The organism is Pollutimonas bauzanensis (assembly GCF_900129885.1).
Taxonomy (GTDB): Bacteria; Pseudomonadota; Gammaproteobacteria; order Burkholderiales; family Burkholderiaceae_B; genus Pollutimonas; species Pollutimonas bauzanensis.
In genome coordinates this window covers 71214-84882 of record NZ_FQXE01000015.1, presented here as the reverse complement: position 1 = coordinate 84882, position 13669 = coordinate 71214, and the positions used below count along the sequence as shown (strand labels likewise).

Sequence of the window (13669 nt, the reverse complement as noted above, 5' to 3'; positions counted from 1 at the left end):
TCCCATGCTGGATATCCTCTCGAATAACTGGCTGCTGCTGCTCGTGGGCCAATATCCCAATGGCGACATGGGCGGCCTGGTCGCCACCGTCGGCCTCGCCCTGAGCAGCCTGTTGCTCGCGTGTCCTTTCGGTATTCTTCTTGCGCTCGGGCGCATCAGCTCGCACAAGGTTTTTTATTATCCCGCCACGGTCATCGTGTATATCGTGCGGGGCTTGCCGCTGATCATGTTCATCTTTTGGGCATACTTTTTCGTGCCCATCGTGATCAACCGCCCCGTGGCGGGCGGCACGACCATGGTGGTAGCGCTGGTTTTCTACGAAAGCGCGTATATATCCGAGATCATACGCAGCGGCATCCAGGCGCTGCCCGCGGGTCAGCTGGAAGCGGGCCGTTCCCTGGGCCTGAGCTATATACAGACCATGCGCAAGGTAATCCTGCCCCAGGCTCTTTTCAATACGATACCCAGCATACTCAGCCAGTTCATCTCTACGGTAAAAGAAACGTCCCTGGGTTTTGTCATCAGCGTGCATGAGCTCACTTTTGCGGCGGCGCAGATCAACAATATGCTGCTTACCAAACCCTTCGAGGTGTTCGGCCTGCTTGCGCTGACCTACTTCACGCTCAACCTGATCCTGACGGGGCTTGTGAAGTTGGTGGAGACACGTATCGCCAATAGCCGGATACTGGCAGCACAAGGATAGAAAATGATTGAATTCAAGAATGTAAGCAAGTGGTATGGCGACTACCAGGCGCTGGTAAACATCAGCGCGCAAGTCACTCAGGGCGAGGTGCTGGTCGTCTGCGGGCCGTCCGGATCCGGAAAATCGACGCTCATCCGCACTATCAACCGGCTCGAACCCATACAGGAAGGCAAGATACTCATCGATAAAACCGATGTCCATGATTGCGGTTCGATAGACGAAATGCGCAGCCATATCGGTTTTGTGTTCCAGCAGTTCAATTTATTCCCCCACATGAATGTGCTCGATAACCTCACCATGGCGCCTATCATGCTCAAGCGCGCGCGCAAGCGCGATGTCGAGGAACATGCGCAGGCGCTGCTTGAAAGGGTCGGGCTCGCCCACAAGGCCAATGCCTTTCCCGGTGAGTTGTCCGGCGGCCAGCAGCAGCGCGTCGCCATAGCGCGCGCGCTCGCCATGAAGCCGCGCATCATGCTGTTCGATGAACCCACCAGCGCGCTCGATCCTGAAATGGTCAACGAAGTGCTGCAGGTGATGAAGGGCTTGGCCATGGAAGGCATGACCATGGTCTGCGTCACGCATGAAATGAATTTTGCCAAAGACGTGGCGGACATGGTCTGGTTCATGGATGCCGGAAAGATCGTCGAACAGGCGCCGCCCGCCGACTTCTTTACCAACCCGCAAACGGATCGCGCAAAGAAATTCCTGGCCGATATCAGGCACTGATCCCGCTGCCATAGGGTATGGAGAAATTACATGTAGCCCGGGCAATTTCCACTATTTCGCCATAGAACACGCTGCTTCCATCCTTTGCATACATCGCGCAGTAATTCGACTCGGGCAGTGGCTTGCTTGTTTGCACGACGACCAGCTTTCCGGCCTGCACCAAATTGCGGAAATAATCGATGGGCACACAGGAAATCCCGAATCCGGCCACTGTCAGGCCTACCATGGCAAGCAGGCTGTTGATGGTGAACAAATTGGACTTGGCTTTGTAAGGGGCCAGCCACTCATCGTAGATGAGATTGAGGCCCGATTCGATGTCTTGCCTGATCAGAGACATATTCGAGATGTCTTCTGGTGAATAGATGATATCAGCCGACACCAGGCTCGGGCTGCCAACCCAGGCAAACTGGACCGTGGCCAATGGCTGCGACTCGAACGAGGGGTGGCGCAACTCTCCGTGCAGCATAGCCATGTCCAGCTGGCCTCCCAGAAGGTGCTGCTGCAGTTCCGCGGCCATCCCGATTTTCGGGCTGACGATCAATTTGGGGAAGAGCAGGCGCAACTGCTGGATCATGTCGGGCAGCCAAGTCATGGCGGTGATTTCGGTGATGCCCAAACGCAATACGCCTGAGAACGTGTGAAAACCTTTGACCTTCATGAGCATCAGGTCGCGCTGCGACAGAAGCTGCGACGCAAGATCCAGGATCTCCTGCCCTTTTCGGGTCAGCAATGCTTTCTGGCCCGCGCGATCAAAAATCCTGACATCAAAATCGGACTCGAGCTCCTGGATCCGTTTGGTGATTGCTGATTGCGTCGTATTGAGCTTTTGCGCAGCCTTGGAAAACCCGCCCAGTTGCACGACCCAGTAAAGCGCCTCTATTTGCTTGAAGGTAAGCATGGTCTGGGGAAGGTCCTCTGGAATATGATGGAGCGAATTGCTCTGCTACGGTTGCGCTGCCCGGATCGATGAGCAGGTGTTGCGGCAAACCGGGTATGAGTGTCATCCGACGAAAATTTATTATAGATACGAAATGAGTTTTTGCGATTCCGCCTTCTCCAGCTTCCGATTGCGCCATATCCATTGGGCGGGCGCGGCGCTGCTCGCGCTGCTGGCCGGCTGCGCCACCCGGACTCCCGAAAGGCACGCCCCCGGCGTCAGCGAAGTGCGCGCCGACTTGCGGCGCTTGCTGCCGGCGCAACTGTCCGACCGCGATGGGTGGGCGCGCGATATCGCCGTGGCCTTCGCCTCGCAAGGGTTGGACGCCAGCCAGAGCAATTTATGCGCCGTATTGGCCACCACCGGGCAGGAATCATCATTTCGCGCCGACCCGGCGGTGCCGGGCCTGCCGGATATCGCGCGGCGCGAGGTCGAGCGCCGCAGGCAGGCCATGCACGTGCCGGCATTCCTGGTGAATGCCGCGCTGAATGTGAAATCGCCTACCGGCAGGACCTACAAGCAGCGGCTGGACACGGTGCGCACTGAAAAGCAGCTTAGCGAGATCTTTGAAGACCTCATTGGCATGGTGCCCATGGGCCGGCAGCTGTTCGGCGGGCTCAACCCGGTGCGTACCGGCGGCCCGATGCAAGTGAGCGTCGCCTTTGCCCAGGCGCATGCGCAAGACTATCCCTATGCCGTCGAAGATTCGATCCGCCGCGAAGTCTTCACGCGGCGCGGCGGCATGTACTTCGGCATTGCCCACCTGCTGGGGTATCCGGCGAACTACGATTCAGTGCTGTACCGGTTCGGCGATTTCAACGCGGGCTGGTATGCCAGCCGCAATGCGGCATTCCAGGCCGCAGTCAGCCGCCTGTCGGGCATCGAGCTGGCGCTGGACGGCGACTTGCTGATACGCGGGACGGCCGATCCCAGCAGCACCGAGAGAGCGGTGCGCGCCGTCCGGCGGCGGCTGGACATCGACGATGCCCGGATACGGCCGGCGCTGGAAAAAGGCGATACCCTGGAATTCGAAGAAACGCGGCTGTACCGGCGCGTGTTCGAGTTGGCGGACAAAGACGCGGGCAGGCGCCTGCCGCGCGCGGTATTGCCGGGCATCGAGCTGGAGAGCCCTAAGATCACGCGCAAGCTGACGACCGCGTGGTTCGCCAATCGGGTGTACGACCGCTGGAAGCGATGCATGGCGCGCTAAATACCCGGTGACCGATGTCTGGCGCGTTCTCGCTGGATCTGCACGGAAAGGCTGTGCAGACGCCGCGAGGCGCCGCCGCTCCATGGCGGTCCGGTCAGTAAAGCGTGGGTACGAACATCTCCGACGGCAAGGGATTGCGCGTGTAATCCGGATGATGTTCGCGAGCCGGCAAGGTGATGGGCTCGTGCGCCACTTCATCATAAGGGATCTGCGTCAGCAAATGCGATATGCAGTTCAGGCGGGCGCGCTTCTTGTCCACGCCTTCCACTATCCACCAGCGCGCCTCGGGGATGTGCGAGCGCTCGATCATTTCTTCCTTGGCCTTGGTGTAAGCCTCCCAGCGGCGGCGCGATTCCAGGTCCATGGGCGACAGCTTCCATTGCTTCAGCGGGTCGTGCATGCGCATCAGAAACCGGCGGTGCTGCTCATCGTCGCTGATAGAGAACCAGTATTTGATCAGCACAATGCCCGAGCGAGCCAGCATTTTCTCGAATTCGGGCACGTCACGAAAGAATTCCTCGTGCTGCTCGTCAGTACAGAAGCCCATCACGCGCTCGACACCCGCGCGGTTGTACCAGCTGCGATCGAACAGAACGATTTCGCCGCCCGCCGGCAGATGGGATACATATCGCTGAAAGTACCACTGGGTCTGTTCCCGGTCGTTCGGCGCCGGCAGGGCGGCCACTCGGCAAACCCGCGGGTTGAGGCGCTGCGTGATCCGCTTGATCGCGCCGCCCTTGCCGGCAGCATCGCGCCCCTCGAAAATCACGACGACCTTCAGCTTCCTGGCCACCACCCAATCCTGCAGCTTCACGAGTTCGCCCTGCAGACGCAGCAACTCGCGGAAATACACCCGGCGGTCCATGCTGTCGGCCAGGCGGTCGTCCCCCGAGAGCAGACGCTCCAGCCGGTCGTCGTCCATCTCCATTTCGAGCTCTTCGTCGAAACTGTCGATCATGTCGGCATAAAGCCGCGGAATATGTTCGGATAAATTGTCCGTCATGGGGAAACCACTCTTTCAAGAACGCATTGCAGGGGGCAACAGGCACTCTATCAAAGTTATATGACATATATATAACCAGCGGCCTGGGAAACATCTGGGGCGCGCCACGCCGCAAAAAAAGCAATCGTCAATAATTGACGAGCATCCTCGGCTTGGGCTCATAGATGGATTCCTGGCGCGGGCGCAGGATACGGTCGCCGTGCGCGTCTTGAATGCGCGTCACCAGCCCCATGCGGTTCATCGACTCAATGAAAGGCACCGGGTCCAGTTCTTCGACGTTGGCCATTTCACCGATGTCCCATGACCCTTTGGCAATCAGCATGGCCGCGGCCACCGCGGGAACCCCGGCCGTATACGAAATGGCCTGGCTGCCGACCTCTTCAAAGCACTCTTCATGGTCGCAGCTGTTGTAGATCAGCACTTGCTGTGCTTGTCCGCCCCTGGTACCCCGGATCAGATCGCCAATACATGTTTTTCCGGTGTAGGCGGGCGCCAGCGAGGCAGGGTCGGGCAGCACCGCTTTGACCACTTCCAGGGGAACGATTTCGACGCCTTTGGCTGTGCGTACAGGTTTTTCGGACAACAAGCCCAGGCTGTTCAAGACGGTGAATACATTGATGTAATGCTCGCTGAAACTCATCCAGAAACGGATGTTGGGCACCCCCAGGTTTTGCGACATCGAGTGCAGTTCGTCGTGGCCGGTCAGGTAAGTGGTGCTCATGCCCGTGACCGGCATATTCCAGTCTTGCCGGCGTTCGAACATCGAATTTGCCCGCCATTGATTCTGCTCCCATGACCAGACTGTCGAGGTGAACTCGCGGAAATTGATTTCCGGATCGAAATTGGTGGCAAAGTAACGGCCGTGGTTGCCGGCATTGATGTCGATGATATCGATGGACTCGACGTCGTCGAAGTAGGTGTCCAGGGCGAAACGCGCATAGGCATTGACCACGCCGGGGTCGAAACCCGCACCCAGCACGGCGGTCACACGGGCGTCCTTGCAGGCCTGGCGCCGCTTCCATTCATAATTGCCATACCACGGCGGCGCTTCGCAAACTTTCGCGGGATCTTCGTGTATGGCGGTGTCCAGGTAAGCGGCGCCGGTTTCGATGCACGCGGCCAGGACTGACATATTCAGAAAGGGAGAGCCGACATTGATCACGATCTGGCTATGGGTCGCCCGGATAAGGAATTTGGTAGCCTCGATATCCATCGCGTCGAGTTGATGAGCTTGCAGGCGGCCCGGGCTTTGCAAACTGCCTTTTTCGTGGATCGAATCGATAATGGCCTGGCATTTGGCCAGCGTGCGCGAAGCAATATGAATATCGCCCAGAAGCTTATTATTTTGAGCGCACTTATGCGCCGCAACATGAGCCACGCCGCCGGCGCCGATGATAAGGACATTTCGTTTCATTGTTCTACCTCTCTCGTACAGGAAAATGGACTAACCGGGTGTCAGGACAGGCTGCTGACGTAGTCCTCAAAAGAAAATTCGCGCACCACGCGCATGCTGCCATCGAGCTCTTTGATGGCAATGGCCGGCATGTGTATGCCGTTGAACCAGTTCTTTTTGACCATGGTGTAGCCGCCCGCGTCGCCGATCGAGATGCGATCGCCGATTTGCAGGGGAGCCTGAAAACGGGCTTCCCCGAAAATATCCCCGGCCAGGCAGGTCTTGCCGCAAATCATGTAATGATGGTCGCCCGCAGGCCCGCCAATTGGGGCTGTTTCCCGGTAGATCAGCAAATCTAACATATGCGCTTCGGTGGAGCTGTCCACCACCGCCAGGTTTTTGCCGTTGCAGCCGGTGTCCAGCACGCTCACTTCCAGCGTTGTGCTGTGGCGCACAGTGGCTTCGCCGGGCTCTAAATAGACTTGGACGCCGTAGGTTTGCGCGAAGCGGCGCAAACGGTCGCAAAAAGCATCCAGGGGATAGCCTGGCGAGGTAAAGCTGATGCCGCCGCCCAGGCTGACCCAGCTCAATTGCTGCAATACGTGTCCATAGCGCTGCTCCGCCTGGCTGAGCAGGTCATCGAAATTCGCGAAATCGTTGTTTTCGCAATTGTTGTGAATCATGACGCCGTCCAGATGGTCGATGATGGACATGATTCGCGCGGGATCGCCTTCGCCCAGGCGGCTGAATTCGCGCGCCGGATCCGCCAGGTCGAAGCTGGCGCAGCTGATCCCTGGATTAAGGCGCAAGCCCTTGGGTTTGCCATGGGCAAACGATTGAAAGCGCTCGAACTGGCTGATCGAGTTGAAAATGATCTTGTCGCAGTGAGCCACCGCTTCTTCGATCTCGTGGTCTGCAAAGGCAACGCTATAAGCATGCGTTTCACCGCCAAATTTTTGGCGGCCCAGCTTGACTTCATATAGCGATGATGAAGTCGTGCCGTCCATGTGCTTGTTCATCAGGTCGAATACAGACCACGCGGCAAAGCACTTCAGGGCCAATAGCACTTTTGCGCCCGAGCGCTCGCGAACATAGTCGATAATCCGCAGATTGCGCAGCAAGGCAGCTTTGTCTATCAGGTAATAGGGTGTCTGGATCATGTGTTGACAGGGTACGGGGTGAAATGCGGCATCTGCCGCGCTAGTGTCGGTTCCGATCGCCTCGGCCAGGGGCGGCGCTGCTTTTTCCTTGCGGAGCCTTTTCCTGGACAAGGCGGCCGATGACCGCCGAAGGGCGGTTTGAAAACGTGACCACAAGCTCCAGCTCGCCGCCGATGCTTTCCACATAGTGTTGCAATGTGGAGAGCAGCATATCGCTGCGCTTTTCCAGGCGCGAGATAGTGTCCTGGCCGACGCCCAGCGCGGCAGCCAAGTCCTCCTGGGTCCGCTTTGCGGCTTTGCGCAGGTCTTTCAGCGTTACCACTTGCCTGTCCTTGGGATCAGCCTTCTGTTTGCGGCGGACAGGATGCGCGGCGACGACGCCATCCAGTTTCTTTGCCATGCTGAAAGCCCTTTGTTCTAGCGATAGTGGATGTGGGAATTTCCCGGGGGCCGGCGCCAATGCGGCACTGCTTAGGCCCTCGAACAATGCGCCACATGGTGAATTATGGCTTTAATAACATATGTAGTCAAGATCATATGCCATTAAAGCCATATTTTTGGACGGCCCTGATCTGCGCCGCCGCTGGCATGCGACCGGCCGAGGTGTATCTCACAAATTCGGGATGTTCAATGGCGGGCAGTGCATCGATTGCACGGTAGCCGCGCCGGCCCATGGCCTGAACCGCGAGCGCCACCGCTACGGTTCAGGCCATGGGCCGGGCAAAGGGAGCTTGCGGCCTTGGCCGTTTAGTCCATGGTGATGTTGGCGCGTGTTGCGACATCGCGGTAGACCGAAAGCTCGCGCTGGAAAAAGTCCGCGAACTGCTGGGGTGTGCTCGCGACCACTTCCGCGCCGCTCTCCACCATTTTCCGGGCAAGCTCCGGGTCAGCCAGCGCTGCAGCCACTTGTTGCTGTATCCAGTCGATATTTGCCTGGGGCGTGCCCTTGGGAGCAAACAGCCCCAGCCAGGCGGATACATCCAGGCCGTCGATGCCTTGTTCTTTCGTCGTGGGTATGTCGGGCGCGATCTGTGCGCGTTCCCCGCGGGTTACGGCCAGCACGCGCACCGTGCCTTGCTTCACATGCGGCATCAGGCTGAAGAGGTCGGCAAACACCACGGGAATCCGGCCGCTGATGAGCTCCATAATGGCGGGGCCGGCGCCGCGATAGGCCACGTGCGTCATATGGGCGCTGGTCAACTGCGTGAACAGTTCCCCCGTCAGGTGGGCCTGGCCGCCATGGCCCGTGGAACCGTACATGATGAGACCGGGGTCCGCCTTGGCGAGCTTGATCAGATCCTTCAGGTCCTTGATATCAGAGCCGGCGCTGACGGCAATGGCCTGGGGAAAACGGTTGATCTGAGTGATAGGCACGAACGCATTGTCCGGGTCGAAATTCAGGTTTTTATACAGAACGGCGCCGGTGGCATAGCTGCCGGTGCCTAGAAAGAGCGTATAACCATCCGGCGCCGACTTCGCAACAAAAGAGGCGGCGATCGTGCTCCCCGCGCCGACTTTGTTTTCGACGACGAAGGATTTTCCGGTGCGCTCTGAAAGCGACTGGGCAAGCAGGCGCGCGCCGGTATCGGTGCTGGCGCCGGGAGCGAGCCCCACGATGATGCGTATAGGCTTGTTGGGAAAGGAGTCGTCCTGTGCGTGGGCTGGCACGCCGATGGCGCACGAAAGGCCAAGCAGAGTGATGGCCGCTAGCAATTTCCGTTTTGAGTTCATTATGATTTATCCTAGGTCCGGGGTTGCGTGCTTCTGTTTTATTGCGGGGTTTCCGCGGGCTGTGTCGATAGCATGGATGGTCGTTGGGAAAACGTTTCATACCAGCGCGCCAAGCGGGGAGCGGCGGCGCGCCAGTCGTCCTGCGCATAACGGAAATCGGCAAATCCGCATGCGGCGGCGATGGTAATCTGTGCAAGCTCCGGGTCATCGCCGAAGGCTTCGACCTCCTCGTCCAGCGCCGCGAAGCAGCGCAGGCCGCGGTCTTTCATTTTTTCGATGAAGTCAGCTGAGCGGTTGACAGTGCGAAGGAGTTCAGCGCGGCGCGAGATTTGCGCCTCGAGAATTCCGTGGGCGATGGATATCCGCGAAAGGAGCGCCCAGCGCTTGGCTCCCTCGCGGGGCAGGAGGCGATATTTCCCGTGTTCCGCGTTCAGGTACTCGCAGATGGTCATCGAGTCGGCAAGCCGGATTCCGCCCTTGACGCTCAGGGCCGGAATCCTGCCGACGGGCGTTGCGCGGGCGAAGTCGGGATCGAACGCAATGGTTTGCGTAGCCCAGTTGTGCGGCCAGCGGGTTTGGATCATGGTGACCTTGTCCTGGAGGCCAAGCTCGATAATGCTTATGACAACGCGGCGCACCCATGGCGAGGCTGGCGTTACGAACAACTGCATGCGTACTCCTTGCTTCTCGATTTTTCGAGCATGTATAGTGCAACGTATGGGGTCGCGGTGCCATCAGTATTTTCTGAATCCCCCGTAAACGGCGCCTTAACGCTGGCCAGGCGTGTTCGTCCGCGCTTAATGCCGTGTTTCGGCAAAGCTGATTGCTGGGAAGATGAAAAAGCCGGGATAATGACAGGCCTCCAACTTCGATAATCTACGGACGTCATGCATATCATCGATGCCCATTTCCATTTATGGGATCTTCAGGAAAATTACTATCCTTGGCTCAATGATGGCGATCGTTCATCGGTAGTGCCCAACTATTCGTCCTTGCGGCGCAACTACCTGATTTCAGACTTTCTCAGGGACGCCACCGGCATGGAATTGCTGGCGGCCGTGCACATCCAGGCCGAACACGATCCCCGGGATCATGTACGCGAGACTCGCTGGTTGCAGGGCGTGGCCGACATGCCCGGGGCTTGCGGCTTCCCGCAGGCTATCGTGGCCAACGTGGATCTGGCCGCGCACGATGCCCGAGAGGTGCTCGAAGGCCACATGGCGTATCGCAACATGCGCGGGCTGCGCCAGGCCTTGCATCGCAGGCTGGGCGAACCATTGCCCTATGACCCTTTGCTCGATCCAGTGTGGCAGCGGAATTTCCATCTGTTACGGGATTTTGATCTCAGTTTTGACCTGCAGTTCTTCCCTGAGCAGGGCGAGGGCGTGGTTGATCTGGTACGGGCGCATCCCGATGTGCAGTTCATCCTCACGCATGTTGGCATGCCGTATATGCAGGAAGCCGAACGCCATGCTCTTTGGCGGCGGAACATGATCGCGCTTTCGTCGATGCCGAATATCGCTGTGAAGATATCGGGATTTGGCATGTTCGACTCTGCGTGGACGTCCGAATCTATCCGACCCTTGATGGATTTCGTCCTCGAGCGTTTTCAGCCGGAGCGCTGCCTGCTGGCGAGCAATTATCCCGTCGAAGGAATCGTAAAGCCTTACCACGAGATATGGGCGGCTTACGCACGATGTTTTGCCGACCTCAGCCAGAACGAACAGGCGGCGCTTTTCCGTGAAAATGCCAGGCGGCTCTATCGCCTGAAGGGTGTGGATGAATCATGAGTGACTTCGAGCGGCGCTATGGCCCTACGCCTTGAAATTTTTGACTTGCAGCTGTTTATCCACATTGTCGAGGTAAGCAGCCTGACACAAGGCGCAAGCCGCAGCGCGATTTCTCCGGCCGCCGCGTCCACCCGCATCAAGAATATGGAATCCACCGTCGGGGCGCGCCTGCTGAATCGGACGCCGCAGGGCGTCACGTTGACTTCTGCGGGCCGATCCCTGCTCAGCCACGCGCGTCAGGTCATACAGCAGATGGATCACCTGGCCTTTGACATGTGCGACTTCCGCGGCGGTCTCAGGGGCCAGGTCAAGGTTTTGGCTCATACGACCTCGCTTACGGAGTTCCTGCCCCAGGCGCTCAGCGGTTTCCTTGCCGCGCATCAGGACGTCGAGATCGAGCTGCAGGAGGCGCTCAGCGACGATGTGATCCGGGCCGTCTCCTCCAATGAAGTCGATATCGGTGTCGTTTCGACACCTGTCACGACCGGGGCGCTCTGGGCCCGGCCCTTTGGCCGGAACCGCTTGGTCGTTGTGCTGCCATCGCAATCGGAGTTCGTGCAGCTCCCGTCGATTACATTCGCCGATACCTTGACGGCGCCCTACGTGGGTTTGTCCGCGGAATCGGCGCTGAACCGGTTCATGGCGCGCGTCGCCACACAGCTTGGAGGCGAGTATCGTCCCCGTGTCCAGGTGAGCACCTTCGAGGCCATGTGCCGAATGGTCGAGGCGAACGTGGGGATAGGCATCGCACCCATTTCCTCGGTGGAGCGCTACGTCAAGAGCATGAATATTCGCTATATCGGATTGGCGGATTCGTGGGCGATTCGCGAACATATTCTGGTGACGCAGCACCTGGAGGCGCTGCCGGTGCTGGTGCGCAACCTTGCCCAGCATCTGGCCGACTACGCTCAGACGCATCTGCCCGGGCCCGTGGAGCTTTCCTATGGAAACCCTTAGTTCCCGCAAGCTCATTTCGCCATCGTACCGAGGCGAGCACATGCCTGCGCAATGAACATTATTAACGCGTGATTCCGGGCCGGCGGACGGCCCGCAGCTTCCCGCTGCTGCCGCCCCCGCAGAAGAAGCGATGGCCGCCGTCGGACTCGAGCCCCGATACGCTCACTCCGGGCGGCATCTCGAGCATCTCCAGGACCTCTCCCGTTCGCGGATCGACTCGCCTCAACTCGCTCGCGTCATCTTCCCAGGTGCCGTGCCAAAGTTCTTCGTCTATCCATGTGACGCCGGTGACGAACCGGTCGGATTCGATAGTGCGAAGAATCTCTCCTGTTTCAGGATCGACTTGGTGGATCTTCCGCTCCCGATACTGTCCCACCCAGAGCGTTCCTTCGGCCCATGCGAGTCCGGAATTGCCGCCGTCCGGCGCCGGGATCGTGGCAAGCACGCGGCCGCTCTCCGGGGCTATCTTCTGGATGCGATCCCCTGCGATCTGAAACAGATGCCGGCCGTCGAAGGCCGTTCCCGCATCGGCGGCGGCATCGATCGAGCGCAGCATCTGTCCGCTTTCCGGATCGAGCGCGCTCAGCTGTTTTCCGACAGCGAGCCAGATTTGCCGGCCGTCAAAGGTGACGCCGTGCACGCTGTCGACCCCCGGGAAGGGGCCATACTCACGGAGGATTTGGGCTGTTGATCTATTCATGGTCTCGTCCTGATCGATGGGTGGCGGGAGGGAGTAAGTTCATCCTAATCGATGGGAGAGCGTAGGAGGGAGTAACAATGTCGTCGCGAATCCCGGCACGGGCGGGGTCGTCCAGCGACGGGCTCGCCCGCGGCCGAACGACTGCGCCTTGCCTGCAGCCGCAAGCGCGTCGAGCGCCCGCTGAACGGTGCGCTGGCTGGCGCCGAGCGCCAGAGCCAGGGCGGAGCTCGACCACGCCTCGCCGTCGGCGAGAAAGGCGAGCAGCGCCGCATGTTTTTCTTCGATGGGCCGCGCGAGCACGACGACCTCGACGGCGCCGCGCGGCACCAGCGCGAACCCTCGCTTGGTCGCGCTTACTCCGGCCAGCGTGCGAAGCGCCCTGCGTAGCCGCCCGATTTCGACGCGCAAGCGCGCGCGATGAGATTCATCGGCGCGCTTGGCCCGGAATGCCCGCGCGACCAGCGCGTCCCTCGGCGCATCCGCGGGCCACGCTTCGCCCAGCGCGCGCGCGAGCGCGAACAACACCGGGCGGCTTGCGAGCGTAACCACCGTGCCCGCGTCACGCACGACATGGCGGCAGGCGTCCACGACGAGCGCTTTCGACGCCAGTAGCGCTTCGACCTCTTCCAGCAGGATGAGCCGCTGCTCGCCATGCGCAATCAGGCGCGCCGCGGGCGTGTTCAGGACGAGGGATGCGCTTTCGACCTCCGCCGCCAGCGCGGGAATGCCCGCGTGGCGCGCAGCGCGCCGGGCCCGAGCCAGCGCAGCGCGCGCCGTCTTCGTCTGCAGGCGCCGTATTGCGATGCCCGCGACGACCAGCTCGCGGACGGCCCTCGATGCGGGCGGCAAGGGCGCGGGGCAGAGTTCACCGAGCGCGCGCTCGGCCTCGTCGAGGCGGCCGATCAGGAGAAGGCGCCGGGCTTTGAGAGACCGCGCATGCGCGGCGTTCACCCGGTCGCCGTGTTCTTCGAGCGTAGCCCGCGCCGCGTCGAGCGCCTTCGCGGGCCAGGCCAGGTCGCGCGAGGCGAGCGCAATCTCGGCCTCGGCGAGGACGCATTTCGCGCGGGCCACGGCCTCTTTGGCGCCGAAAGCACGCGCCGCGCGCCGCACCAGCGCCTTCGCCCGAACGAGATCGCCGAGCTGCGCCATGGCGATGCCTCGAAGCGCGAGCGCAGGCGCGTCGTCCCGCAAGGCGATCCGGTTCAGCGCGCCGAGGGGGTCACCCGCCGCGAGCGCGCGCGCCGCGGCCGTGATCAGCAAGTCCATTGGAATCCCGCCACACTTGTCGCTCCCACCGTTAGATGCCCGCCCCGCTATTAATCTATCACACAAGGATCAAGCAGCAGGAGACTGAAGGAC

Annotated in this window: 14 protein-coding genes; 5 read left to right on the top strand and 9 right to left on the bottom strand. The window is 60.1% G+C overall.

What is annotated here, in order from left to right; genetic code table 11:
- The first annotated feature begins 4 nt into the window (after nucleotides 1-4).
- Complete coding sequence (locus BUB23_RS21630; protein WP_073107794.1) at nucleotides 5-703, top strand: amino acid ABC transporter permease; 699 nt, start codon at nucleotides 5-7, stop codon at nucleotides 701-703.
- A gap of 3 nt (nucleotides 704-706) precedes the next feature.
- Entirely contained in the window at nucleotides 707-1429 is a 723-nt protein-coding gene (locus BUB23_RS21625) for an amino acid ABC transporter ATP-binding protein (protein ID WP_073107791.1), read from the top strand.
- Here the strand turns inward: BUB23_RS21625 and BUB23_RS21620 are convergent.
- Nucleotides 1419-2327, bottom strand: coding sequence for a LysR family transcriptional regulator (locus BUB23_RS21620; protein ID WP_073107788.1), 909 nt, complete (start codon nucleotides 2325-2327; stop codon nucleotides 1419-1421). The two genes, BUB23_RS21625 and BUB23_RS21620, sit on opposite strands and share 11 nt — an antisense overlap.
- 133 nt (nucleotides 2328-2460) lie before the next feature.
- On the opposite strand from BUB23_RS21620, the gene BUB23_RS21615 reads away from it, so the two are divergent.
- Complete coding sequence (locus BUB23_RS21615) at nucleotides 2461-3576, top strand: DUF1615 domain-containing protein (RefSeq protein ID WP_073107786.1); 1116 nt, start codon at nucleotides 2461-2463, stop codon at nucleotides 3574-3576.
- 94 nt (nucleotides 3577-3670) lie between these two features.
- Here the strand turns inward: BUB23_RS21615 and ppk2 are convergent, their stop codons facing one another.
- From ppk2 to BUB23_RS21585, 6 genes are all read right to left on the bottom strand, one after another.
- Nucleotides 3671-4579, bottom strand: a complete 909-nt coding sequence (gene ppk2, locus BUB23_RS21610; RefSeq protein ID WP_073107782.1) for a polyphosphate kinase 2 — start codon at nucleotides 4577-4579, stop codon at nucleotides 3671-3673.
- A 127-nt stretch (nucleotides 4580-4706) separates the two neighbouring features.
- Entirely contained in the window at nucleotides 4707-5993 is a 1287-nt protein-coding gene (locus BUB23_RS21605; RefSeq protein ID WP_073107780.1) for a saccharopine dehydrogenase family protein, read from the bottom strand.
- 41 nt (nucleotides 5994-6034) lie between these two features.
- Nucleotides 6035-7132 (bottom strand): carboxynorspermidine decarboxylase, encoded by a 1098-nt coding sequence (locus BUB23_RS21600; RefSeq protein WP_073107777.1) that lies wholly within the window; start codon nucleotides 7130-7132, stop codon nucleotides 6035-6037.
- Between the two features lie 40 nt (nucleotides 7133-7172).
- Nucleotides 7173-7532 (bottom strand): helix-turn-helix domain-containing protein, encoded by a 360-nt coding sequence (locus BUB23_RS21595; protein ID WP_073107774.1) that lies wholly within the window; start codon nucleotides 7530-7532, stop codon nucleotides 7173-7175.
- 347 nt (nucleotides 7533-7879) lie between these two features.
- Nucleotides 7880-8863 (bottom strand): Bug family tripartite tricarboxylate transporter substrate binding protein, encoded by a 984-nt coding sequence (locus BUB23_RS21590; protein WP_073107771.1) that lies wholly within the window; start codon nucleotides 8861-8863, stop codon nucleotides 7880-7882.
- A gap of 38 nt (nucleotides 8864-8901) precedes the next feature.
- Nucleotides 8902-9534 (bottom strand): glutathione S-transferase family protein, encoded by a 633-nt coding sequence (locus tag BUB23_RS21585; RefSeq protein ID WP_073107768.1) that lies wholly within the window; start codon nucleotides 9532-9534, stop codon nucleotides 8902-8904.
- Nucleotides 9535-9750: 216 nt separating this feature from the next.
- Between BUB23_RS21585 and BUB23_RS21580 the strand changes: the two genes are divergently transcribed.
- Nucleotides 9751-10653, top strand: coding sequence for an amidohydrolase family protein (locus BUB23_RS21580; protein ID WP_073107765.1), 903 nt, complete (start codon nucleotides 9751-9753; stop codon nucleotides 10651-10653).
- Nucleotides 10654-10671: 18 nt separating this feature from the next.
- Entirely contained in the window at nucleotides 10672-11610 is a 939-nt protein-coding gene (locus tag BUB23_RS21575; protein WP_073107762.1) for a LysR family transcriptional regulator, read from the top strand.
- A gap of 61 nt (nucleotides 11611-11671) precedes the next feature.
- Here BUB23_RS21575 and BUB23_RS21570 read toward each other — a convergent pair whose 3' ends face one another.
- Nucleotides 11672-12310, bottom strand: coding sequence for a Vgb family protein (locus tag BUB23_RS21570; RefSeq protein WP_073107759.1), 639 nt, complete (start codon nucleotides 12308-12310; stop codon nucleotides 11672-11674).
- 39 nt (nucleotides 12311-12349) lie between these two features.
- Nucleotides 12350-13576: a helix-turn-helix domain-containing protein gene (locus tag BUB23_RS21565; RefSeq protein WP_073107756.1), complete on the bottom strand. Its 1227-nt coding sequence runs from the start codon at nucleotides 13574-13576 to the stop codon at nucleotides 12350-12352.
- Nucleotides 13577-13669 lie beyond the last annotated feature (93 nt).